The organism is Bacillus sp. FJAT-52991, assembly GCF_037201805.1.
In the GTDB taxonomy this organism is placed as follows: domain Bacteria; phylum Bacillota; class Bacilli; order Bacillales; family Domibacillaceae; genus Bacillus_CE; species Bacillus_CE kandeliae.
This window is the reverse complement of sequence record NZ_CP147404.1, coordinates 793,868-818,207: the sequence shown is the minus strand read 5'-3', so window position 1 is coordinate 818,207 and position 24,340 is coordinate 793,868. Positions and strand designations below refer to the sequence as shown.

At 39.0% G+C, this 24,340-nt stretch carries 25 protein-coding genes; 7 read left to right on the top strand and 18 right to left on the bottom strand.

The annotated features are described in order from the left end of the window. Positions 1 to 28: 28 nt before the first annotated feature. From WDJ61_RS04205 to fabL, 4 genes are all read right to left on the bottom strand, one after another. Positions 29 to 1,816 (bottom strand): ABC transporter ATP-binding protein, encoded by a 1,788-nt coding sequence (locus WDJ61_RS04205; protein ID WP_338753383.1) that lies wholly within the window; start codon positions 1,814 to 1,816, stop codon positions 29 to 31. Between the two features lie 204 nt (positions 1,817 to 2,020). After that, on the bottom strand, positions 2,021 to 2,551 hold the full coding sequence (locus WDJ61_RS04200; protein WP_338753380.1) for a DUF402 domain-containing protein: 531 nt from the start codon (positions 2,549 to 2,551) through the stop codon (positions 2,021 to 2,023). 203 nt (positions 2,552 to 2,754) lie between these two features. Continuing rightward, positions 2,755 to 2,955, bottom strand: coding sequence for a gamma-type small acid-soluble spore protein (locus WDJ61_RS04195; RefSeq protein WP_338753379.1), 201 nt, complete (start codon positions 2,953 to 2,955; stop codon positions 2,755 to 2,757). Between the two features lie 70 nt (positions 2,956 to 3,025). After that, positions 3,026 to 3,775, bottom strand: a complete 750-nt coding sequence (gene fabL / locus WDJ61_RS04190; RefSeq protein ID WP_338753378.1) for an enoyl-[acyl-carrier-protein] reductase FabL — start codon at positions 3,773 to 3,775, stop codon at positions 3,026 to 3,028. Between the two features lie 97 nt (positions 3,776 to 3,872). On the opposite strand from fabL, the gene WDJ61_RS04185 reads away from it, so the two are divergent. Continuing rightward, a complete protein-coding gene (locus WDJ61_RS04185) occupies positions 3,873 to 4,091 on the top strand; it encodes a hypothetical protein (RefSeq protein WP_338753377.1) in 219 nt (72 codons plus the stop codon). 2 nt (positions 4,092 to 4,093) lie between these two features. Here WDJ61_RS04185 and mutY read toward each other — a convergent pair whose 3' ends face one another. After that, positions 4,094 to 5,197: an A/G-specific adenine glycosylase gene (gene mutY, locus WDJ61_RS04180; RefSeq protein ID WP_338753376.1), complete on the bottom strand. Its 1,104-nt coding sequence runs from the start codon at positions 5,195 to 5,197 to the stop codon at positions 4,094 to 4,096. 94 nt (positions 5,198 to 5,291) lie between these two features. On the opposite strand from mutY, the gene WDJ61_RS04175 reads away from it, so the two are divergent. Together WDJ61_RS04175 and WDJ61_RS04170 are read left to right on the top strand one after the other, a co-directional pair. Beyond that, positions 5,292 to 6,278 (top strand): metal-dependent hydrolase, encoded by a 987-nt coding sequence (locus WDJ61_RS04175; protein ID WP_338753375.1) that lies wholly within the window; start codon positions 5,292 to 5,294, stop codon positions 6,276 to 6,278. A 123-nt stretch (positions 6,279 to 6,401) separates the two neighbouring features. Beyond that, a protein-coding gene (locus WDJ61_RS04170) for an IS3 family transposase (RefSeq protein ID WP_413789052.1) occupies positions 6,402 to 7,732 on the top strand; the annotation gives its coding sequence in 2 pieces (ribosomal slippage) (positions 6,402 to 6,813 and positions 6,813 to 7,732; 1,332 coding nt in all). 469 nt (positions 7,733 to 8,201) lie between these two features. Here WDJ61_RS04170 and WDJ61_RS04165 read toward each other — a convergent pair. Continuing rightward, positions 8,202 to 8,471, bottom strand: a complete 270-nt coding sequence (locus tag WDJ61_RS04165) for a YfhJ family protein (protein ID WP_338753374.1) — start codon at positions 8,469 to 8,471, stop codon at positions 8,202 to 8,204. A gap of 10 nt (positions 8,472 to 8,481) precedes the next feature. Then, positions 8,482 to 8,817, bottom strand: a complete 336-nt coding sequence (locus tag WDJ61_RS04160; RefSeq protein ID WP_338753373.1) for a YfhH family protein — start codon at positions 8,815 to 8,817, stop codon at positions 8,482 to 8,484. A gap of 73 nt (positions 8,818 to 8,890) precedes the next feature. On the opposite strand from WDJ61_RS04160, the gene WDJ61_RS04155 reads away from it, so the two are divergent. Continuing rightward, positions 8,891 to 9,562 (top strand): SDR family oxidoreductase, encoded by a 672-nt coding sequence (locus WDJ61_RS04155; protein ID WP_338753372.1) that lies wholly within the window; start codon positions 8,891 to 8,893, stop codon positions 9,560 to 9,562. On the opposite strand, the gene recX is transcribed toward WDJ61_RS04155, so the two are convergent. After that, positions 9,559 to 10,353, bottom strand: coding sequence for a recombination regulator RecX (gene recX / locus WDJ61_RS04150; protein ID WP_338753370.1), 795 nt, complete (start codon positions 10,351 to 10,353; stop codon positions 9,559 to 9,561). The two genes, WDJ61_RS04155 and recX, sit on opposite strands and share 4 nt — an antisense overlap. 86 nt (positions 10,354 to 10,439) lie before the next feature. Between recX and WDJ61_RS04145 the strand changes: the two genes are divergently transcribed. Next, complete coding sequence (locus WDJ61_RS04145; protein WP_338753368.1) at positions 10,440 to 11,345, top strand: TIGR01777 family oxidoreductase; 906 nt, start codon at positions 10,440 to 10,442, stop codon at positions 11,343 to 11,345. A gap of 190 nt (positions 11,346 to 11,535) precedes the next feature. Here the strand turns inward: WDJ61_RS04145 and WDJ61_RS04140 are convergent, their stop codons facing one another. The 5 genes from WDJ61_RS04140 to WDJ61_RS04120 all read right to left on the bottom strand — a co-directional run bounded on the left by WDJ61_RS04140 (position 11,536) and on the right by WDJ61_RS04120 (position 18,304). Beyond that, complete coding sequence (locus WDJ61_RS04140; RefSeq protein ID WP_338753367.1) at positions 11,536 to 12,807, bottom strand: uracil/xanthine transporter; 1,272 nt, start codon at positions 12,805 to 12,807, stop codon at positions 11,536 to 11,538. Between the two features lie 288 nt (positions 12,808 to 13,095). Further along, entirely contained in the window at positions 13,096 to 14,202 is a 1,107-nt protein-coding gene (locus WDJ61_RS04135) for a dipeptide epimerase (protein WP_338753366.1), read from the bottom strand. 20 nt (positions 14,203 to 14,222) lie between these two features. Then, positions 14,223 to 15,377, bottom strand: coding sequence for an amidohydrolase (locus WDJ61_RS04130; protein ID WP_338753365.1), 1,155 nt, complete (start codon positions 15,375 to 15,377; stop codon positions 14,223 to 14,225). 18 nt (positions 15,378 to 15,395) lie between these two features. Further along, entirely contained in the window at positions 15,396 to 16,784 is a 1,389-nt protein-coding gene (locus WDJ61_RS04125; protein ID WP_338754705.1) for a YfcC family protein, read from the bottom strand. Positions 16,785 to 16,984: 200 nt separating this feature from the next. Next, the gene (locus tag WDJ61_RS04120; protein WP_338753364.1) at positions 16,985 to 18,304 is read right to left on the bottom strand and encodes a hypothetical protein; all 1,320 of its coding nucleotides are present in this window, start codon (positions 18,302 to 18,304) and stop codon (positions 16,985 to 16,987) included. A 211-nt stretch (positions 18,305 to 18,515) separates the two neighbouring features. Between WDJ61_RS04120 and ucpA the strand changes: the two genes are divergently transcribed. After that, positions 18,516 to 19,307: an SDR family oxidoreductase UcpA gene (gene ucpA, locus WDJ61_RS04115; RefSeq protein ID WP_338753363.1), complete on the top strand. Its 792-nt coding sequence runs from the start codon at positions 18,516 to 18,518 to the stop codon at positions 19,305 to 19,307. Positions 19,308 to 19,496: 189 nt separating this feature from the next. Here the strand turns inward: ucpA and WDJ61_RS04110 are convergent, their stop codons facing one another. Genes WDJ61_RS04110 through WDJ61_RS04095 form a run of 4 tightly spaced genes read right to left on the bottom strand, consistent with a single transcriptional unit; the run spans position 19,497 to position 22,633 of the window. Beyond that, on the bottom strand, positions 19,497 to 20,162 hold the full coding sequence (locus WDJ61_RS04110) for a DUF3885 domain-containing protein (RefSeq protein WP_338754703.1): 666 nt from the start codon (positions 20,160 to 20,162) through the stop codon (positions 19,497 to 19,499). A 45-nt stretch (positions 20,163 to 20,207) separates the two neighbouring features. Beyond that, a complete protein-coding gene (locus tag WDJ61_RS04105; protein WP_338753362.1) occupies positions 20,208 to 20,438 on the bottom strand; it encodes a hypothetical protein in 231 nt (76 codons plus the stop codon). A 60-nt stretch (positions 20,439 to 20,498) separates the two neighbouring features. Continuing rightward, the gene (locus tag WDJ61_RS04100) at positions 20,499 to 21,965 is read right to left on the bottom strand and encodes a HAMP domain-containing sensor histidine kinase (protein WP_338753361.1); all 1,467 of its coding nucleotides are present in this window, start codon (positions 21,963 to 21,965) and stop codon (positions 20,499 to 20,501) included. Further along, on the bottom strand, positions 21,953 to 22,633 hold the full coding sequence (locus WDJ61_RS04095; RefSeq protein ID WP_338753360.1) for a response regulator transcription factor: 681 nt from the start codon (positions 22,631 to 22,633) through the stop codon (positions 21,953 to 21,955). Before WDJ61_RS04095 ends, WDJ61_RS04100 begins: the two co-directional genes overlap by 13 nt. Positions 22,634 to 22,821: 188 nt before the next feature. Between WDJ61_RS04095 and WDJ61_RS04090 the strand changes: the two genes are divergently transcribed. Further along, positions 22,822 to 24,042 carry a DUF418 domain-containing protein gene (locus tag WDJ61_RS04090; protein ID WP_338753359.1) on the top strand — a complete coding sequence of 407 codons (1,221 nt, stop codon included), beginning with the start codon at positions 22,822 to 22,824 and terminating at the stop codon, positions 24,040 to 24,042. Between the two features lie 56 nt (positions 24,043 to 24,098). Here the strand turns inward: WDJ61_RS04090 and WDJ61_RS04085 are convergent, their stop codons facing one another. Beyond that, the gene (locus WDJ61_RS04085; RefSeq protein ID WP_338753358.1) at positions 24,099 to 24,332 is read right to left on the bottom strand and encodes a hypothetical protein; all 234 of its coding nucleotides are present in this window, start codon (positions 24,330 to 24,332) and stop codon (positions 24,099 to 24,101) included. Positions 24,333 to 24,340: the final 8 nt, after the last annotated feature.

The following is a 24,340-nucleotide window of genomic DNA, read 5'->3' as shown; positions in this document are numbered from 1 at the left end:
GCCAGCCGGAATGTCCGGCTGGCTTTTATCATGTATTTGAACTCGAAACTTCGACACTTTCCGACGATTCCCGGGGAGTGACAGGCACCTGGTACAATTTGTAATATCGTCCTTGTTTGTTCATGAGTTGTTCGTGTGTGCCGCTTTCAATGATTTGGCCGTTTTCGATAAGGATAATTCGGTCGGCATGAGTAATCGTTGAAAGGCGATGTGCCACGATAAAGGTGGTTCGATCCTTAGACAGCTTCTCCATCGCTTCCTGAATTAAGTGTTCGCTTTCCAGGTCAAGGGCGGATGTCGCTTCGTCTAATATAATAATTGGAGGATTTTTTAAGAATACGCGAGCAATGGCAATCCGCTGCTTCTGCCCTCCTGACAGCTTTACACCTCTTTCCCCTACTCTTGTATCATATCCTTCAGGTAAATTCATAATAAAATCATGGGCATTGGCCGCTTTTGCTGCTGCGATGATCTCTTCCTCTGTCGCATCAGGCTTGGCTAGCAAAATATTCGTTCGAACGGATTCACTGAATAAAATATTATCTTGCAGCACAATCCCGATATTATCTCGCAAGCTACGTACTTTAAAATTGCGAATATCCGTACCATCAAGTAAAATTCGACCCGCAGTTACATCATAAAATCGTGGAATCAAGCTCACTAATGAAGACTTTCCTCCACCGCTCATTCCGACAAAGGCTACTGTTTCCCCCGCTTTCACATCAAGTTGGATTTGATGAAGAACCTCCTTCTCTTCTTCATCATAAGCAAAATCAACACCATCAAATACAATATGCCCCTTTACATCTTTGCATGTAATCGCATCGTCTTTATCCTTAATATCATACGTTTCATCTAGAAGTTCAAATACGCGATCCATCGAAGCAATCGATTGCGTCATCGTGGTTGAGGAGTTCACTAATCGTCGAAGCGGATTATACAGCTTGTCAATATAGGCAATAAACGCAGCCATGGTTCCCACTGTTAAATTCCCTTGAATGACTTGATACCCTGCATAACCAATCACAAGAAGCGGAGCAATATCTGTAATCGTATTGACAACAGCAAACGCCTTCGCATTCCATCTTGTCTGATCTAAAGCCTTCTCTAAGAAATGACTATTTTGCTTTTGAAATTGTGTTTGTTCATAATCTTCAATCGCAAAGCTTTTGATCACTGACATCCCTTGTACCCGTTCATGTAAATAACTTTGCACCCCAGCAAGCGCTTGAGAACGCGCTCTTGTCAGCTTGCGCAAGTTGCCGAAAAAATACCGAACAGAAACAGCGTAAAAAGGAAACACCAATAGCGAAACAACTGTTAACTTAACATCCATCGTCAACATAATCCCAATCGCAATCACAATCGTTGCCGCATCAAGCCATACATTCATCAGCCCAGTAATGACAAAATTCTTTGTCTGCTCCACATCATTAATCACCCGTGAGATAATCTCTCCAGACCGAGTATTTGAATAATACTTAAAGCTTAACTGTTGAATATGTGAAAATAGCCGATCACGAATGTCATACAATATTTTATTACTTGTCCATTGCGCAAAATATTGGCGATAATACTCAATAGGTGGCCGAAGAAAAGTAAAGACAACTAACATTGAGCCGATAATGAGAAATAGTTGTTCTTGCTTCTCTCCTGCAGTCATCACATCACTGCCAATCACATCATCAATGACATACTTAATTAAAATTGGAATCATCAGCGGCAAAGCGAACTTGATAATCCCAATTACTAGCGTACCGATAATTTGCCAACGATACGGCTTCACAAATTGCATATATCGTCTAATCACACTCATATTCATTCCCCCTTTTAAGAAAAGCGTAAGGCGCTGGTTAACGGCATAGGAGTTAGAATTACTCTTAAAAACATGATCAACGTCGCCTTGTTTTCATTACATTCAAATAAAGCACACGTCCACATTACACCTTCATGCAGCCGATAAAAAAAGAAAAAACCTGTTGAAGATTCAACAGGCGCCGTCCCCCTTTATTGAGGGATATCAACCTCGGTAAGTTAAGTATTTTTCGTACCACTTATCGATAAATTCCTTTGAAAATGGCCCTTTTTGTTGATGAATTAAGTAAATAAGATGGTCAATGTTGCGCTTTAATATTTTATCAATGACGTCTGGATAATTCATTTGCTTGCTGTGCTGCGCATATTCATCCTCATCGAGTAAAATATAAGATCGATCCGGAAACACTTTAATATCAAGATCATAATCAATATATTTAAGCGCTTCATGATCATACACAAAAGGAGAGCTAATATTGCAATAATAATAGATGCCATCCGTTCTCAGCATCCCAATGATATTAAACCATTGCCGAGCATGAAAATAACATATAGCTGGTTCTCTTGTTACCCACGTTCGTCCATCTGACTCAGTTACAATCGTGTGGTCATTCCCACCAATTACAAGGTTGTTGTTCGCTTTTAAGACAATGGTTTCTTCCCAAACACGATGAATATTTCCGTCATGCTTGTAACTATGTATTTGGATGGATTCACCTTCTCTGGGAATCGCCATGATTTTCCCCTACTTTCATTTAAAGCACTTTGACTTTACTTTTTCCTTAATTTATTTAAATCAAACACTCTGTATTACACTATTATAACGATTTAGGCTTCAAATGAAAACTAAAGAGACGATTAAATCAAAGAAAAAGGTTGTCGTCCGTTAATTCGGAGACAACCTTTTTCTTTAGTTTGTCGGCGTGTAAGGTGGATTCCTTACTTGTTTTGAGGAGCTTGATTTTTACGAGCTTCCGCTTGAGCGTTTTGTTGTTTCACCTGGTTAACATCTGTTTCAGCACCAAATTCTGTGCCGAATGCTGCATTTTGTCCTGCAGCAGAAGCAGCGTTTTGTTGTCTCACTTGGTTAGCATCTGTACCTGCAGCTGCTTTCCCTCTGAAATTCGGTTGATTTTTCATTCCTTTTCACCTCCACAAAAATTAATTTGTCCCGGAAGGAAAAGAAATATCCCTAAAAAATTAAAAAATTTTATACAAGTAATGAACGACCGCCATCTACAACGATTGTTTGTCCACGAATCATATAGGCGCCCTCTGAAATTAAAAACATGACGGTATGAACAATATCTTCAATATGAACAATTCGTCCAGCCGGCGTGTTGATTCTAGCGTCTTCTAAAATCTCTTCGCGGTTCGGAAAATGCTTTAGAGCATCTGTATCGATCGCTCCGCCAGATACTGCATTAACGACGATATTTTTCTCAGCAAGCTCAACAGATAAATATCTTGTTAATGCTTCAACTGCCGCTTTTGAAACACCAACAGCTGTATAATTTTTCAAATAACGAATCGCTCCAAGCGAACTGATGCTCACGATGCTTCCTCCGCCACTTTCATCCATTAACTTAGCCGCTTCTTGTGCGCAAAATAATAGCGCTTTACTATTAATATCCATTGTCCAATCCCAATGCTTTTCTTCAAGCTCCATAATTGGACGTTGGACACCAGAAGCTGCATTATTAATAAATGCATCTAGTCGGCCAAATGTTTCCTTTACTTCTGCAAACATCGCTCTAATTTTTTCAATATCCCCTACATTAGCTTTGACGACGAGCACTTCTCGCCCCAATGCTTTGATCTCTTCTGCTGTTTCAAGTGCAGCTGTTTTGCTGCGTGCATAGTTAATGACTAAATTATATCCTTGCTTCGCTAACTCAAGGGCAATCGCCTTACCAACACCACGGCTACTCCCTGTTACAAGTGCTACTTTTTGTTCCATCCTTAATCTCCTTTCATTCTGCTCTTTTGTATTTTACTTTCTCTTTGCATAGTCGACAACCAACATGAGAACCTTAATTAGAAAAGGAGGTCTGTTTATGTATGTTGGTCGTGATTTAACTGAGCTTTCTATGATGTCTGTGAAAGACTGGAAAGAAAATGAACTCATCCATTTTCACCAGTCTTTTCAGCCGATCGTTCCTTATTTAAACGTGGAAGGACAAACCATTCATAAAGATATCGTTGAAGAAATCATGCATCGTGGCAAATTGAATACCCCTAGAACAGAGATTCCTTTTGATTTAGGGGGAAGCTAACTTTAAGATTTAGCCTCCTCCTGTGCTCTTTGCCAAATTTTTTGATGGGAGACAGAGAAAGCAAAATGCTCTACTTCTCCCTTCTTGACCCATTGGCTCTTTTCTTTTGTCACCGGTGATTTTTTGATTTTTCCATAATACACATCAATATCCCATGTTAAATGAGAAAAAACATGCTGGATTTTAGCAATGGATTCTGCTTGCAACTCAACATCAAGACCATATTCTTTACGGAAAAATAGCTCTAGTTCCATTTTCGGATTTCCAGCTCCACTTAACTCGACATTTGGGAATTCCCATAAATTCGCAAGCAAACCGCTCTCAGGCCGCTTTTGAATAAGAACATCCCCTTCGTCTGTTGCAATCACAGCCGCTCCAAGATGCACATGCCTCATGTTTTTCTTTTTTGTTTTAACAGGAAGCTCTTGTTGTACCCCTTCATGGAAAGCATGACAATGATCGCGTACAGGGCAAAGAAGACAAGAAGGTGAGGTTGGCGTACAAATTAACGCACCAAGCTCCATTAATGCTTGATTAAATGAGGAGGGATCTTCTTTTGAAATCAGCTGCCGCACTGCTTCTTCAAAGATTTTTCTAGAGGAAGCTTTAGCAATATCCTCCCAAATTGATAAAATACGTGATATGACCCGCATGACATTTCCATCTACAGCCGGTTCCGGCACACCGTAAGCAATGCTTAAAATAGCTCCACTTGTGTATGGCCCTACTCCTTTTAGTGAAGAAATTTCTTCTTTCGTGTCCGGCACTTTCCCACCGTATTGGTCCTTTACCTCACGCACCGCTGTTTGCAAATTACGCACACGCGAATAATAGCCAAGACCTTCCCATGCCTTTAACACAGCTTCTTCTTCTGCATCTGCAAGCGCCTCAATGGTCGGAAACTTGTCGACGAAATTGTTAAAGTAAGGAATTACCGTATCGACTCGCGTTTGTTGTAGCATAATTTCGGAAACCCATACTTTGTAAGGGTCCTGATCTTTTCTCCACGGTAAATCTCTTTTTTCCTCTTGATACCACGAGATTAAGTCGTGTTGAAATTGTTCAATATTTACATCTTGTAATGATTTCAGTGATGGAAAATTCACAATTAACCTCCGAAAATGTTAAAATAAAGATAAGGAAGGGTTACTTGATTTTCCCCGTTCCTCATTTGCATCCTACTATAAGGAGGGACCCTATTTGGATACTGGAACTCATATTGTCATGGGATTTGCTTTAGGAGGCTTGTCTACCCTTGATCCTGCCGTGGCTGCTGACCCGGCTACAAAATACGCCGTATTAACAGCCGTCGTCATCGGCTCTCAAGTCCCTGATATAGATACAATATTAAAGCTTAGAAATAATGCTGTCTACATTCGAAATCACCGGGGAGCTACTCACTCTATTCCAGCGATGATTCTATGGTCTATACTGATTACAGCTGTTCTCTATTTTTTCATGCCAGAAAGCAATGTATTGCATTTATGGTTATGGACACAAATAGCTGTTTCCCTGCACGTCTTTGTTGATATTTTTAACGCTTATGGCACACAAGCGCTAAGACCGTTTTCATCTAAGTGGATCGCTCTAGGCGTTATTAACACGTTTGATCCTTTTATCTTTTCTATTCACGTCGTTGGTCTTAGTCTGTGGGGTGTTGGATTCAATCCAGGCTACACATTTATCGTGATCTATCTGATTCTAATCGGATACTATATATTGCGCTTCCAAATGCAAGGCGCCATTAGAAATGCCGTACATCGACTTATTCCCGATGCAGAAGAAGTGATTATCGCACCAACGATTCGCTTTAACCTTTGGAGAATTGCTGTTAAAACACCGACGCACTTTTATGTAGCAAGAGGTTACCGGCGCTCCGTCACGATTCTTGATAAGTACAAGCGAGTTCCAATACCGGATAGCCCACTTTTTCAAGCGGCGAAACAAGATCGAAACTTGGATGCATTTCTCCATTTTTCTCCAGTCTATCGCTGGGAAGTCGCTGAATATGACGATTGCTACGAGGTTAAATTTATCGACCTTCGTTATCGAAACAATGGCTACTATCCATTCGTCGCCGTCGTACAGCTTGACCTCGACTATCAAATCGTCGGTTCCTACACCGGCTGGATCTTCAGCGAAGAAAAACTAAGAAAAAAACTGGAGTTCGTCCCTGGATCGCATTAAGAAAAGCCCGCGCAAAATTAAAGTGTACCCTATAGAGTAGACACTAAAAAAGTCTACCTATAGGGTACTTTTTTGTATAATAAAAAACACAACCAGAGAAATTGACATGGAGACGGAGAAATTATGAGTAAAAAGGTTTTTACAGAAAAAGAGATCAAGTTGCTATCAATTAATCCTTACGTTAAATCTGTAAGTTTAAAAGGAATTACCTATACAGATGAATTTAAACATATTTTTATCGCAGAAAAAAAGAAAGGCAAGTTTGCCAGAGATATATTTGAACAACATGGTTTTGACATAGATGTTTTGGGGAAACACCGGATTAAGTCAGCTAGTAGAAGGTGGAATGATGCTTACAATGAGGGAGGGATAAGTGGTTTACGTGATACTAGAACTGGTAACTCAGGGCGTCCTAGAGAAAGAGAATTATCCCTAGAGGAGAAAAATGCTCGCTTAGAAGCACAAATTAACTTGTTAAAGGCGGAAAATGAACTTTTAAAAAAGATTCGATTTGCAGAAAGGGGGATGAAGAAATAGCACTTCCTCCTAGCCGAAAGTATATCCTTATTCGATCAGTTATCGAAAAATATCAATTAAAAAATATAGTGAGCTACCTATGTAAAGCAGCTGGCGTCTCAAGAAGTGGTTATTATAATTATTTCTCAAAAGCGTCGCAAGAACAAAGGAAGCTAAAAGATGAAAAAGATGAGGTAGTAAAGGGGATTGTCTTAAAGGCCTTCCATTTTAAAAGACGGAAAAAAGGGGCACGTCAAATCAAAATGACTTTGGCGGGTCAATTTGGTGTTGTCTACAATTTAAAGCGCATACGGCGAATCATGAAGAAGTATGGGATTATATGCCCTATCAGAAAGGCAAATCCTTATAGACGAATGATGAAAGCCACACAAGAACACCGAGTTGTACCAAATCTATTGAACCGGCAATTTAAGCAAGGTGTCCCTGGAAAGGTACTCCTAACCGATATCACATATTTATATTACGGAAAGGGTCAGAAAGCCTATTTGTCGACAATTAAAGATAGCTCAACCAATGAACTCTTGGCCTATCACGTGTCAGACCGATTAACCATGGATTTAGCTACAGGTACCCTTCTGAAGTTAAAGAAGAATCGAAACTTTAGAAAGACAGAAGATGCCTTGATACACTCTGATCAAGGTACCCACTATACACACCCTGATTTTCAAAAGTTAGTGAAGAAACTTGGATTACGTCAATCCATGTCCAGGCGAGGTAACTGTTGGGATAATGCTCCGCAAGAATCCTTCTTTGGGCATTTTAAGGACGAGGCCTATATTAAACCATGTATAACACTAGAGGAATTAAAACGTGAAATTAAGCAATATATGATTTATTACAATAACTATAGGTATCAATGGAATCTAAAAAAGATGACCCCTGTTCAATACAGAGATCATCTTCTAAAAACTGCCTAGGCTTTTTTAAAATGTCCTTTACAAAGGGTACACTTTAAATTTGCGTGGGCTTTTTTAATGAGTTGCGAAGCAGATTTACTGAATCGCACTCGCTTTTTGCGGAGTGTGTACTTTTTACTGAGTCGCACTCCTCTTTTGATGAATCCGATCACTTTTTTACTGAATTACAAAGTCGATTTACTGAGCCACACTCATTTTTTGCTGAGTGCACACTTTTTTACTGAGTCGCACTCCTCTTTTGATGAATCCGCTCGCTTTTTTACTGAATTACAAAGCCGATTTACTGAACCTCACTCGTTTTTTGCTGAGTGCACACTTTTTTACTTAGTCACAACCAGATTTTGATGAATCCGATCACTTTTTTACTGAATTACAAAGCCGATTTACTGAACCTCACTCGTTTTTTGCGGAGTGCGCACTTTTACGTTCCACCTTTCAAAAAGCAAAAAAACCTGCCGCAGCAGGTTTTTTAATGTTTCACATCATGTTCTTCATTGAGTAGATGTTTGTATTTTTCGTAGCGGCCGGCAAATTCGTGGAGGCGGCTGCCGTAGTTTTCTATCCATTGACGGACAACTTTCTCGGTCATTTCTTTTCCTTGATAGTCATGTCCTGCCTTGGCATAGGTAACTTCAAAGTCTTCCCACAGCAACTCGACCCAAGTTCTCGCTCGGGCATGGGACAGACTATCATTTTTACTTAATAATATAGTCGTCAATCTTTCAAATATCTCTTCCATTGCTTTCACCTCAATTTTCTAACCTTTTCGTTTCCTTGAGCATTGAGATTGGCAAACCTTCTTCTTGGCCGTTTCCACCCAAGCGGTACCCCCAGGCGAAAACGCCATTCATATAATCAATTTTAAAATAGCTTCCGGGTGCTCCAATAATTTCATAAATTTTTCCTGGTTCAAAATCATCAGGATTCAGCAAATAAGCTTCCGCCATGACCGCTTTTCTCTCAAGAACAGCAAATTCATTGACGATACCCAGTTGCTCCGCTTTTCTCGCTTTTTCTTTTAAACGTGAAATTTCTTGCTTTAACTCGAATTCTGTCATCTCACTGTAACGTTTTTCTGTTTCCAACTAGTTGCAACCCCTTTTTTCCTTAAGTATATTAAAAGAACAGGATATAAGAAAGTCTGAAAGGATGAAACCATTGAAAAACTGTGTAATTACTGGCGGCGGCTCCGGCCTTGGGAAGGAATTAGCATTAATTTATAGTCAAAAAGGGTATCATGTTCATATTATTGGCCGCTATGCAGAGAAATTAGCAGCAGTCAAAAAAGAAATAGAAGCTACAGAGGGACTAGCTTCTGTTTATCAACTTGATTTGCGAAACCCTGCAGAAATTGAACGTTTGGCGCGACGTTTTCAAATGAATGAAGAAAAAGTCGAAATCCTCATCAATAATGCAGGCATCGGAATTTTTGGACCGTTTGAGCAAATTGACATAGACGATCTTGAAACCACTTTTGAAACAAATGTATATGCCCCGATTATGATGACGAAAGCCTTTTTGCCGTTAATGAGCGAAAGCGGACGAGTAATCAATATTATTTCGACAGCTGGGCTACGCGGGAAGAAAAACGAAGCGATTTACAGTGCCAGTAAATTTGCCTTGCGTGGATTTACCGAAAGCATGCAACAAGAATTTGCGGACAGCAATCTTCAATTCGTTGCCGCTTATATGGGTGGCATGAATACACCGTTTTGGGAGCACTCCACTCATATTGTGGACTCGTCTCGTTTGAAAATAGCAGCCGAAGTCGCAAAAAAAATTGTCGTTGAAGCAGAAGAAAAAAATGAAATCATCATTGAATCTAATTAATCTTGTTCTAACTGCTCCAGCGCCTTTTCAATGTCACTGATTGAAAAACCTTTTCTATAAAGTGACTGCTTCATCTTTTGTCTATACTCACCGCCTGTGTATTTACTATACTTGCGGTGAGCTTTTTCTACTTGGTACATTAATGCCTCCTGCTGCTCTTCATTATCACCCGCCTGCTCTGCAACAACCGCCTCTTGAATGACATCCCAGCCATAACCTTTTCTTATTAAAGCTTGTTCTATTTTTTGCTTCTGGACAACAAATGATTCTTTTTTATATTTTTTTCGATACTTATCAGCAAGAGCTGTCGCTTTTTCAAGTTGGTTACTAAAATCAAACGATGAAAGCACCTCTTCAATCCATTTGTCTTTAATGCCCTTCTCCTTTAGCTCGCGACGGATCACAATCGGACCTTTATCTGTTGTATTGATTTGTGTATTCATATACGCTTTAGCAAACTGAGCATCATCTAAGTAACTGAGCCGATCAAGCGAACGAATAGTTTCTTCAATTGCTTCAGGCTCGATTTCTTTTTTCTGTAAATAATCGCGAACCTCCTTCTCCGATCTCATCCGAATCGATAGAAAATGAATCGCTGTATTTAACCCTTTTTGAACCCCATCTTGATGAGCAATCGCATCGATGTCTTCCTTACTTATGTCCATACCCTTTTTCAAATGAAAGCGAATCAATACCGCTTCATCGACACTAAAGGCATACTCTTCATTTAAAAAAATATTGTAACGATCTTTTCGTTTCTCTTGTTGGGATATTTTCGTAATAATTGCCATATAATCACCTCTTCCTACACTTTAACACACTCAAAATGTTTTATAATGTAGCTAACACGGTAAAAAAAGAAAATGGAGGAAACAATATGAAGGTAGCCATTGCTGGAGGAACCGGGTTTGTCGGCAGAGCGGTAACGGTTGAATTGTTAAAAAACGGATATGACGTCTATATCTTAACACGTCATACAAACGGTAAAACAAACACAGAGCATAAAAAATATGTCAAATGGATGACCGCTGATGCTATACCAGAACAGGACCTTCAAGACGTGGAAGTGTTCATTAACTTAGCGGGTGAATCATTAAATAGCGGGCGCTGGACAGAGGAAAGAAAGCAGCGAATTTTAGATAGCCGGATTTCTTCAACGAAAGAAATAATCCGGATTATAGAGCAGCTTCCCAATAAGCCGGAAGTGTTTGTTAATGCAAGTGCTATTGGCTATTACCCTATTTCTAACACAGAAGCTTTTACCGAGTCATCAACAGCGGTTGGTAGTAGCTTTCTTGCTCATACAGTGAAACTTTGGGAAGAGGTCGCTCAACAAGCGGAAGCTTTAGGAATTCGTACCGTCCTCACCCGCTTCGGTGTCATCCTTGGAAAAGAAGATGGGGCCCTTCCGCGAATGGCCTTGCCTTATCAGCTATTCGCTGGAGGAAAAATTGGTTCGGGTAAGCAATGGATGTCATGGATTCATATGACAGACGTAGCCAGAGCGATTTTATTTACAATAGAAAACAAAGACATTCGCGGACCTGTCAATGTGACGGCTCCCTCGCCAGAAACAATGGATCAGCTAGGAAAAGCACTCGCAAAAACACTTCATCGCCCACATTGGCTATTCGTTCCAAGTATCGTCTTAAAAATCGTCCTCGGTGAAATGAGCACACTAGTGCTAGATGGTCAAAAAGTTCTCCCTGAAAAGTTACTTTCTCACCAGTTTACTTTTCGATTTCCTGACATTGAATCCGCACTTCAAGATATTTACGTATAAAGTGAAACTTCAATCAGTGGGGGTTTTCTTCATCCCCTACTGATTGTTAGTTGAACGGATCGGGCATTTACGGGCTGTTGATCCCCATCCCCACCTACCATACCTGTGCTTCTTCTGCCATATTGAGATGGGGGTCTTACAGCCCGTTAATGCGGGATAAAAGGGCTGACACATAAAGGTCAGCCCTAGTTTATACTTTGTCCCAACGCACAAATAACTCTAATCCAATTGATAACAACACACCTACCATTAGTCCGTTTGAAATTAACGGCTGCAAAAATATCGGAAGAGTGCTGAAAACGACCGGATCAAGCGTCATTAAACTAATCCCTACTAATATAGGAACGGCAATTCGAAAAATGGTATTCGAATTAAATTGCGTCCCTTGCAAAGACTGTAAAGCCGTTCCAAATAACTGTAAATAAGCAATAAACAAAACAGCATTCCCTACCGTAATCGGTAACGTAGCAAAAAAATTACTAGCCGCTGGAATTAATCCAAGCACGCTGAAAAGTAAACCGCCAATGATAAACGGACGTCGATCAAAAATCCGCGTGCTTTCAAGAAAGCCAAGTGAAGAGGCAAATGGAGCGTACGGAACAAGCCCTAAAGGAGCCGTCAAAACCGTATAAATACCCGTTAAAGAAAAAGAACGATTAAATTGTTTATTGGTCGGCTGTTCTTTATAAAACGAGCTCGCCGCCTGAACAGCAGCAATCGTATTGCTCATATTCAGCATACACGCGATAAATGTCGTCGCAATGATGCCCCATTCTAAATTAGGCTTCCCTAAAGGAAACAATGAAAAGGACGCCGTACCACCAGTAGCCAACTCGTCAGCAGGAAATAGCAAACGGTATAATATCCAGCCTGTCACAATTCCAATTAAAATGGAGAAGTTGCTAACCGCTCCCTTTCCTTTGATTTTTAACACCGCGACTAGTAAAGCAATCGCCATAGAAAATAAACTAACCGGAATATCCAAACCACCACTAGGAGTGAACTTTAACATCCCACTAAAGAAAATGATCACTAACTGAATCGCTAACAAAAATAAATACACACTCATGACCATAGGGGTGAAGATTTTCTGGAGCCAAGGGACTAATCCTAGCCCTCCCATCACAACCATGACCAGCCCCGAAACCATCACTCCAGTCGCCATCGCTCCACCAATCGTTTGCAGATCCATACCAAGAGCGGAAGCCGAAGCACTAATATTTAAAAACAACCCCCACATCAGCCCTGAATGCCCTTCCATTAATGGATAACGATGTCCCCATAGTCCTTGGAGCACACAGGCCACACCAGTCACAATCAGCGAACTCTTTAATGTCATCGCAATTTCCGCCGATGATAAATCAAACGCCGTTCCAATCGAAACCGGAACAACAATCGTATTCACAAAAATAAAAAAGAACCATTGCAAAGACGCGACTCCAGTTTTCAAATGCCCATTCATTTCCCTACCAACCTCTTTCTTGAGACAACCATATAAAACAGCTGAAACTATTTTAGCATGGATTCATGTATGAAGCTGTTCTCCATTCAAATCTTTCCATCTAACTATACATAACTTTCCTTACTAAATATGAAGGAATACACATAGATTATCAAGTCCATTTGATTTTATTCCCATTCAAGCAACAATAACTACCATTCATTTGTTTATTTTTGACGAATAGCAAAAAGACTCTTTGATTGAAAAGCTCAAAGAGTCTTAAAAATAGATCTTCTTTTATTTAAAAGCTTATTGAATCTCACAAGAAAAACATGTAATCTCTTTTACGAAATCCTCATCGACTTCAATGCCAAGGCCCGGTTGATTACTGAATTGAAGGATATCACCGTCAAAAGTTACACTTGCCACATCTTTTAAAAACATTTGTGGGCCGACCATTTCATTTGTTTTAATAATAGACTTAGCGATAGCGAGATGAGCACCGGCCATTGTCCCAATTGCTGACTCTACCATCGAGCCGATTTGACATGGCATATCAGCGGCCTCTGCTAAGTTAGCCAAGGCTAAGGCAGGATAAATGCCGCCAGATTTCATCAGCTTAATATTTAACATATCCGCCGCTCTCATCTCGATCACATCTACTAGATCATGAATGTTGTGTACTCCTTCATCTATCATAATGCTGGCATGAGAAACAGATCTAATTTCTTTCATCGATTTTAAATCATGCGCTTTGACAGGTTGTTCATACCAATCGACGTTACAGTCAGCCGTTTCATGAATAACTTTTAACGCTTCAATTCGACTCCATCCTTGGTTCGCATCGACTCGCAGTTGAACGTCCTTACCAATAGCTTCTCTAACGGCTTGAATCCGTTTAATATCGTCCGCAGCATTCGTTCCTACTTTAATTTTAATATTGCGGCAACCTGCGGCTACATAGTTGCTCGCATCTTCTGCCATTACCTCTGGCTCTTTGATACTAATCACTTTAGGAACTTGCAATTCTTCATGGGCTTTACCACCAATTAATTGATAAACAGGTTGTCCAGTGATTTTTCCCATTAAATCATATAAGGCGATATCTAAAGCCGCCTTGGCTGATGGCACTTCAGAAACTGTTTCGTTAAACTTTTTATGGATGCGATCAATAGAGAATGGACTTTCATCGATCAATAATGGAGCTAATTCATTTCGAATGATTTGATACGTACTTTCCCACGTTTCTCCTGTCACGATTGGATCCGGTACTGCCTCTCCCCAGCCAACTAGACCGCTTTCTGTTTCTACCCGTGTAAGAATGGTTGGCATATCGTCTAACCGAAGATAAGAAATAATAAAGGGCTCTTTTAATGGCAGACGAGCAGCAAACACATCCACTTTTTTAATTTTCATGTGATAAACGGACTCCTTTACTAATTATAATTTTTGACGAGATCAATAAATAACTTAATGGCATCTGGGATCACTTCTTCATCGATATCGAATCTAGGATGATGATGCGGATAAGCGCTTTTTTCTCCACCCATCCCGACGAAAATAAACGCCCCTGGCTTTTGCTGCAAATAATAGGAGAAATCTTCCCCTCCCATCACCGGTTCAATTAACTCAAATACTTCCTCACCGAATGACTTACGAATGACAGATTCAGCAAAACGAGATTCTTTCGGGTCGTTCACAAGCGGTGGCGTTCCAATGATAAAATCAACCGTCGCCTTTCCACCAAACGCCTGACAAATCCCTTCTGTCAGTTGAACCGTTTGCTGTTGAATCGTCTCCACTGCTCGTGGTGTTAACGCCCGGATCGTTCCAATTAATTTGGCGGTGTTTGGAATAATGTTATAAGTCGATCCCGCTTCAATTTTCCCAACGGTAATCACACCTGCATCAATTGGATTTAATTTACGACTCACAATACTTTGTAAAGATTGAATCACGTGAGTGGCCACATAAATCGGATCGACCGTCTCATGTGGCATCGATCCGTGACCGCCAGATCCTTCGATTGTAATTTCAAAATCATCAATCGACGCCATCATCGGTCCATGAGTAAGCCCGATTTTTCCTTTTTCAAGCCCTTGCCATAAATGAAGACCAAAGATAGCATCAATATTTTCTAAAACACCTTGTTTAACGAGGGCATCTGCTCCACTAGGTGTAATCTCCTCAGCCGATTGAAAAACAAGCACAACATTCGGCTCAATTTCTTCTCTATGGTTCGATAACCATTCTGCCACTGCCAGTAACACGGATGTATGCCCATCGTGCCCGCACATATGAGCTACACCAGGGCGCTTTGAAATATAAGGTTGATCCCCTTCTTCTGTGATCGCTAAAGCGTCAATATCTGCTCTCAAAGCAATCGTTTTATCGCCTTTTATCCCTTTTATGAAACCAACCACACTAGGTGGCTGGTAATTTAATAGTTCAATATTTAAGGCTTCTAATCTCCTACGAATGAATGCACTTGTTTCATATTCTTCTCCTGATAATTCAGGGTATTGATGAAGATAGCGTCGATCTTCAATCGCTTGCTTAATTAAATGCTTATCGACAATAGTCGCTTGCATGAAAAAACCTCCTCTTTATTAAAACGGTCCGTATTGAATTAGCTGGGCAATAATAAGAGCAATGACCGCAATCGCAATTTGGATCAGGAAGAATGGCAAAAACCACCTGACCCATTTTCCCCATGGAATACCGGCCACTGCAAGGGCAGCCATGAAATAGCCACTTGTTGGGAAAATAATATTTGAAATTCCATCTCCGAATTGATAAGCAAGAACGGCTGTTTGTCTTGTAACACCAATCATATCCGACAAAGGAGCCAATATTGGCATCGTTAAAGCCGCTTGTCCACTTCCGGATGGAACAAGGAAGTTTAACGCTAATTGAAAGAAGAACATCCCAACGGCTGATAATACAGCAGGAAATGCATCAAGCGCATTCGCTGAATAATACAGGATCGTGTCCATAATTCCCGTTGTATTAAAAATAACTAAAATAGCCTGTGCCAAACCAATAATTAATGCGCCACCAATTAAATCTCCTGCTCCTTTAATAAAGCGATCAGCAATCTTTGAAGGTGATAACTTTCCAATTAAACCCATTATTATCCCGAACAATAAGAACAAACCAGCAATTTCAGGGATATACCAACCAAATTTAACAACTCCATAAATGAGAATAATAAAGTTAAATAAAAACGTAATCATCACCCATTTATGGCGGGTTTCCATCTTTCCATAAGCACTTAATAATTCTTCTTTATTTACATGCTGATATTTTCCGTAAAAGCCTAAGGATGGATCTTTTTTCACTTTTCCTGCATAACGATACACATAAATAACTGCTGCTACATATAAGACGACAAATAAAATAAGACGAAAACCTAATCCTGAGAATGTTGGTAGTCCTGCTATACCTTGAGCGATTCCAACCGTAAATGGATTCATAACAGCAGATGTAAAACCAACGGACGCTCCGATAATAACAATCGCAAAACCAGTAATAGCATCAAATCCTAGCGCAATCGCTAACGGAACAAGAACACCCACATATACAATGGTCTCATCTGACATGCCCATTAACGAGCCGCCCGCCGCAAAGAACAGCATCAATACAGGAATAATTAATTTTTCTCGATTTCCCATTTTGCGTGATATCATCGCTATAAACGCATCTAATGCTCCCGTCGCAGATAAAATCCCAAACGAGCCACCGACAATTAATACGAAGAAAATTGTGTTTGCTCCTTGTACCATTCCACCATGAATACTGCTGAATATGTCCAAAAACCCGAGCGGATTTGCATCTATAAATTGAAAAGTGTCAGGTTGAACAACACTTCGGCCATCAACCTCTACTCTTTCAAACTGTCCCGCTGGAATAAAATGCGTTAAAACAGCTGATAAAACAATTAAACAAAATATTAAGACGTATACATTAAGACTTTTTGACTTTTTTTCTTTATACACACTCAATTTTCTCTCCCCCTTATTATTATTTAACCGCCTTTAAGTTGTCGTTATATAGTCGTTAACTGGTTAGATTATACCCGACCGGATCAATTGCGGTCAATATTATTTTTTAAATATTAAATTAATTTATTCTTATACAAAAAAGCGGATTTTCTTGCATCCATCATACAATAGAAATGCAAAACAATCCACTTGAATTATTGATTATGATATTGGAAAGGCAAATCTAAGCGATAAATCGAGCGAGGGCGACCATTTTGAAATGGCTGTTCTTCCCCAACCACATGCAAATAACCACCATCGGCAAATTTCTTTAACAAGCGCTCCGCTGACCGTTTGCTCACCTCAAAATAATCCGAAACATCGTTTGCTGTAAAATGATTCATTGGACGAGAAGCAAGAAACTGAACCATTTTCATTACATTCATCACACTAATTTTTAACGATTTCGCTAGTTGAATAACATCCTCATTTTCGCTTTTTAATACCGATACAGTGTGTGACTCTTTTTTCGGATTGATGACCGTTTGTTCTTCTGTCACAATATGAATAGCGTTTTCATTTGCCTGCTTCTCAGAATAAGTTAGAGCAATATGAGCGTTCCGTTCTGCTTCAACAATTGTTAACCCAAACCCCACCCCGATACTAACTACTTTTCCTTGTTGTTCTACTCGGGCATAAACCGGATTTAATAAGTTGATATTTTTCACCAAAAATTCCATGCTGCCCTTCGTCCCATACAAAACAAAGAAATCACTGCTCGATTGTTGCAACGTACAATTAATTTTCTTAGCCAAGCCCATTAATCCTTGATAAATATGTGAGTTCGCTTTATTGTCAGTTTCATTCGATGGTTCTAGTTTCACTAAACCAAGGGCCACTTGTGCTTGTTGACTTTGCTGTAATTCACCAAGCATTTTTGCTTCTTTTAATGAATCAATAATATTTCGTTCCGGCTCAAGCATGCGAACACATGGAATTTTCTCCTGCTTTAAACGATCAGAAACCGCATGGATACTTGTAATGATCACATCCACTTGGCCTTGATTCCAAAGATCTCGATGCATTGATAAAATATCATTCACTTGGAAATCCTTATCATACTTTTCCTTCATCCAAGGGTAGTCTTGAACATATAAGACCTCTGGCTTCATTTCTAATTGTTTCATCACACTATCTACATACTTTCGATCAGGTAAATCAATAGAGAGACGATTGAAACCGACTTGATGGTGATAGAAAAGAGATAACAGTGTTAACGAAACACTTAATTCATTATCTGGAATATAAATGGCTGGTCGATCAAACATATGAAAAAATCTCTTCGAATAATAGTAGGGAATAATACCAGAAAACAGATAAATATCACAATCAAATGCCTTCTGTATTAACTGCTCAGTTTCACGGGGGGTTTGATATACATAAGGAATAATCTCTATCCCTTCTACTGTACTCTCTAACTCTTTCACTAGCTTAACCATTTCTTCTGGACCAAATAAAGCAACCTTGATAGACATATGGATTTCCCCCTTAACACGATAAGGAACGTTCTATTTTATTGACTCTCATTATACCACGCCATTCTCAATATTTCCCACACCATATGATAAACAAACTGCTATAGAAAACCTTCCCCTCTAAAAAATGGGTACCCCTACCCTTTTTCTTTGGAATATATTTTCTACTATTGTATAATATTAGTGAAATCACCAAAGGAGGATGTTCATAATGAGAAAAATGGATGGAAAAGTAGCAATTGTGACAGGTGCAGCTATGGGAAATGGACAAGGCATCGCAAAGGTTCTTGCTCAGCATGGTGCAAAGACGATCCTAGCTGATATTTCTGATCAAGTATTTGAAACAGCCGAACAAATGAAACAAGATGGCCTTGATGTACACGCCGTCCAAATGGATGTAACGAATAATGACAGTGTCAAACAAGCCATTGCTACAATCGTTGACAAGTTTGGTAAAATTGATGCGTTAGTGAATAATGCTGGGGTTGTACGCTTAGCTAACTTCCTTGATATGAGTGATGAAACACGTGATTTTCAATTTAAAGTGAATATCGAAGGCGTTTGGAATGTCACAAAAGCCGTCCTTCCATTTATGAAAGAGAAAAAATACGGTCGAATTGTCAACCTATCATCTGTAACCGGTACAATGGTGGCTGACGAGGGGGAAACAGCTTACGCGACAACAAAAGCTGCTCTTTTAGGCTTTACCAAATCATTGGCTCGCGAAGCCGCGAATGATCATATAACCGTAAATGCCATCTTACCAGGCTATATTTTAACACCAATGGCTGAACAAATTGCGCAAGAATCCAATCCATCCAATCCTCAACAAGTGATTGACGGCATCTCCAGCGGTGTTCCTTTAGGTCGCCTTGGAAAAATCGAAGAAGTCGGCGAACTAGCCGCGTTTCTGGCATCTGATGAATCCAGTTACATAACAGGCACACAAATTGTCATCGATGGTGGCAGTACGTTGCCTGAAACTGTATCTGTTGGTGTATGAATAGATTAAAAGAGTCTGTTCCTGTCTATTAGTAGACAAGAGCGGACTCTTTTTATTTTAATTCCCCTACAAACCAAATTTCACTTTCATATTTTCCTCCGTCTTCCTCGATTATTTCTTCTCTAACTCCCAAAATATCCATAGAACGTGCACCTTATTTTATACTCTTTTAATTACACAGTGACCTTCTTATGTAAAACGTTGAACAATCTCTTCTCGAGAGTATTCATCAATCCATTCGCCGTATTTTTCATATAAAGAATAGATAGTTTCTTTCTTATTCGCGATGACTTCACAGCCTCTATCATCGTAAATGAAGAAAATAACGTTTTTAGTAACATTAATGAAAAACACATCTGGATAGTATGAAGTAGTATTTCCACCTAACTTAGGTTTCAAAGGAAAATCCTCATGGCAGGTTGCTTGAATAAGCAGCGGATATTTAACATCTCGTTTGCGGCACTTTAAGGAAAAGCGAGATGTTGAATAATCGTCAGCATCTTCATCATCAAATACATATGGCAAAGTTTCTTGTCTTACATGGAACTTTAAATCCTTCTTACGGATATAGCGATCATAAACCTTTATTCGCTTTTTCTTACTTCTTCCCCACCTGTACTGATAAACATTCGTCACAAGAAAAATTTCATCCGAATCAGAAAAAAGTTCGTTAAAAATAGCTAATGCTTGACTGTACGCACACTCAAACCTTTCGCGATTCAAACTGCCATCCTCTTTAAATTGATAAATCCCAGCTCCCAATTCAAAGTGAATACCTATATTCCATTGATGATAAAGGCTGGGTGCCAACATAAGCCCTGGAAAAGTATTGTTTAAGTATTGATTTAATTCTATTGTTGTTCCCTCTATTCGATATTCTTATTTTTTTAACTTAGCCCCTCATTCATAGAGCTTTTGCTTAAAAAGTTTCATAACACCAAAAGCAGCAACTAATGCAAGCAAAGAAATCATCAATGGTGAAATCAAACTTGTAGAACCAAACTCCACTTCAGATGGTAAAGATGAAGTAGAGCTTGGTGTGTGAAGTACAGTTAACGCTAAACCAGAAACTATTTCAAATGCGCCATAAGCTAAAATAAAACTACCTGTAAACACCAAATATTTTTTCAAGCTAATTCCTCCCCTTCGAGACACCTTCATTTCCATTAATTTACCATATCAATACCATTTTTACAACTCACAAATCCTCACTTTCACATATGCGCCACCAATTTCTCGGTTATTGACGGTAATATCGCCCCCATGCTTTTTTACAATCTCCTTCGCAATATAAAGCCCTAAACCTGAAAGTCCACTTTCTTCTGGCTCTTTACTTTTTTCCTGATAATATTTATTGAAAACATTTTGTTTCCTTTCAGTTGAAAAACCGGGGCCGCTATCAAAGATTTCAAATGAAACTCTTCCATCTGTCTCCAAAGCTGTAATCCATTCGATCTTCCCATGATTAGGTGTGTAGCGAATACTATTCGTCATAATATTATCAAGCACTTGAGAAATTCGATCTTGATCGATCATTCGCAAGCATTTTTCATCTTCGTCGATCATTCGATATTGAAAATCGATACATTTCTCAGCACATAGATTTTGATATTCCTGGCTTTTTCTTTGCACAAATTGAGTGATTTGCGTTTGTTTTGGGTTAAGGGTGAAAGTAGGCTTCTCGACAAGCGCCATTTCATTTAAGTCAGCTATTAAGTGACTGGCATAATTTGTGTTTCTAATAATCGTTTGCAAATACGAATCTAATCGTTCTTTTTGTTTTTCTCCACTTTCTAATAGACCTTCAGCATGACCTTGAATAATAGTTAAAGGATTTCTCAAATCATGAGAAATGGCAGCCATCATATCTTTTCGTTCTTGCTCTAGTTGAAGCTGACGATTCAGCGAATCCCTTAATGCTGATCTCATTTCTTCAAAAGCTTGCGTTAGTTGCTCCAATTCAACAGAATAACTAATCGTCGGCAATGTAAAGTCTAAGTCCTGTTCTTTTATCTTTTTCGTGCTTTCAATAATTTCATTAAATGGTCGTTCAAACTCCTGACTTAACCTTTTTCCAGCAAAATAAGAAAAAAGATAAAAAAACACAAATGGTGCGACAACAAAAAGAAGCATGATCCCAAAAAAGATGATCACCCATTTATTATCAGGATTTGAAGTGATTAAGCTAAGATCATACTTTAAACTAACAGCCCCTTGAACCGTTCCTAGCTCATCCTTAACTGGGTAATATTTTACGAAACCACCATCCTTTTTTGTTACACCTGCTGTGATGTTTCGCTTTAACTCCTCCGCATTGCCAACCGATTTCGTTCGATAAGTACCGTAGACGGGCACACCATTTAAATCAATGACTTGATAATCAATCCCCTCTATAGGAATGACGGATTCTAATTGTTTTTGACTACTAATAGAAAGTAAAGACGTCCCAACATCATCAATATAGTTTTCAATGGCAGGAAGCTGCTGTTCATAATAATTGGCGGGTTTTAGTTTATTCGTCGAAAACAACAGATTCATACAAACGAATAACAATAACCAGATTGTTATCGTAGCTATAATACTCTTGAATAACACAAGGTAAAAGGAGGAAATAAATTTTGTTCTTAATGTCTGATTTTTTCGATTCACTTTTCCCATCGGTATCCTCTTCCCCAAACTGTTGAAATTCTGTGAGCTTGTTCACCAGCCTTTTGCAGCTTCGCACGAATATTTTTGATGTGCTCATTAATGGTAATCGAATCGCCCGTCGCTTCTAATCCCCATACTTTCTCATAAATTTGCTCACGAGTAAGTACTTGTCCACAATTGACAGCAAGATATTGAATAATTTCAAACTCTCTCATAGTCAGTGGAATTTCTTGAGAATCATAGAACAATTGGCCGCTCTTAAGATCAATGATGAGCCTTCCAAAAAATAAACATTGTTGCTGACTACTGCTCTTTCTTTCTTCACGACGCAAATGAGCGTATACTCGCATCTTTAATTCTCTTAAGCTAAATGGCTTAACTAAATAATCATCTCCACCAACAAGCAACCCTTGAACACGATCATTTTCTGTTTGTTTAGCACTTAAGAATAAAATAGGCACATTCACACTTTGTCTTATTCGTTCACACAACTCAAACCCGTTCATCCCTGGCATCATCACATCAAGAATCAACAAATCAGGACCATGCTTTAACTGTGCTAACGCTTCCTCGCCATTAGCAGCTTTAAACACTTGATAGCCTTCATCTTCTAATGCATCGTGCAAGAAAGTAAGTATTTCTACTTCATCGTCAATAATTAAGATTTTCTCGTTCATTATCAATCATCCTATTCATCTCTTTCTCTCTTAAAGTTTACTGTATAATTATCAAGAAAAGATCAAGGACAGTGCCCTTTTCAAAAAAATGATTTCTCTTTATAAAATCTTGATGATTTCAAATTAAAGTTTCATTATCAAATGTTTTTCAGCTGAAAAGCAGTATATCAATCAAAGGATGGATGATTATGAAACAAAAGCTTTCACCTATTTCAGTAAAAGATCGGCTAGCAACGATCGATATGTTAAGAGGTTTTGCGCTCCTCGGCATCATTATAGCAAATATTGTCTGGTTTCTTTATCCCGTCTACTTGCAACAAGACCCCACTTTCAAAAATGAATGGACATCCTTTTGGGATCAATCTGATTACACAGCCCAATCACTCCTCTCGATGTTTGTTGATGGAAAATTTATTATGCTTTTTTCTATGCTGTTCGGTTTTGGGATGGTTATTATGCAGGAAAGAACGGCCGCAAAACAGTTAAACTTCTGGGGAATTTATTCTCGTCGACTGATCGCTTTATTTATTTTCGGTTGTATCCATGCATACTTTATCTGGTTCGGTGATATTTTAACAGACTATGCGATCCTAGGATTATTTCTCCTATTTATCCATAAGTTAAAGCCGAAAACAATGCTAATTATTAGCATAACTTTATACAGCTTATTATTTATCCTTACAACGGTAGGCTCTCTGTCAGTTGATCCCGCTGCTATGACAATAAAAATATCAGAAGAAGATCAAAAGCTCATCCAATCAACGATAGAAGTACATCAAAATGGAAGCATACAAGAATTAGTTGAAGCAAATATAGAGGAAAGAACATATTATACAATGAGAAATGGGTTATACGCTCTGTACTCTGGTAACCCACTTATCTATTTATTGGCGAATCTTCATTTCTTACTCATATTCATGTTTGGGGCAGCTGTCGCGAAGAAAAAGTGGGTGCACCATTTTCAACAGCACAGAAAAGGATTTTTCATTACTTGGCTAATCACTCTAATAGCTGGAGGTACTTTAAACTGGGTTTTACCATTTGTAGTAGAGAATCAACAAGCCGTTCAAACAATCCAATATGTTAGCTCACCGCTTATAACAATCTTTTACGCAATTAGCCTGATCTTCATTTATCACACAGTAAAAGGGAAAAAAGTATTGCACTGGCTCACATTCCCTGGAAGAATGGCATTTACAAACTACATTAGCCAGTCCATCATCTGTACATTCTTGTTTGGCCCTTTCGCATTTGGAGTGTACGGAAAGCTTCACTTAACAACAGGCATTATGATTGCCATTGCCATCTATGTTTTCCAAGTGTTCTTTAGTAAATGGTGGTTATCTAAATTCCGCTATGGACCGCTAGAGTATGTTTGGAGATCGATTACTTATTTAGGAATTAAATGATAAAGTAAACAACCAGTGAGGGCTTCATCCCCACTGGTTGTTTGTTGCAAAAACATTTATTTTTTCTTAGCTTCCTCTTTTAATACAATGCTACTTACAATGCTTAATCCTCCTAAAATAGCTGTCCATTTTTGAGCAGATAAAACACCAAACAAAATTAATCCTACACCAACTACGCCATTAACAACCGAACTTGTGCGCAAAGTATTTTTGCTTGGGTTTGGTAGCTTAACAGATACACCAAAGAAATCATTGACCTTTTCGCATTTTGCATTAAGTTTTTCAATCATATTTTTTC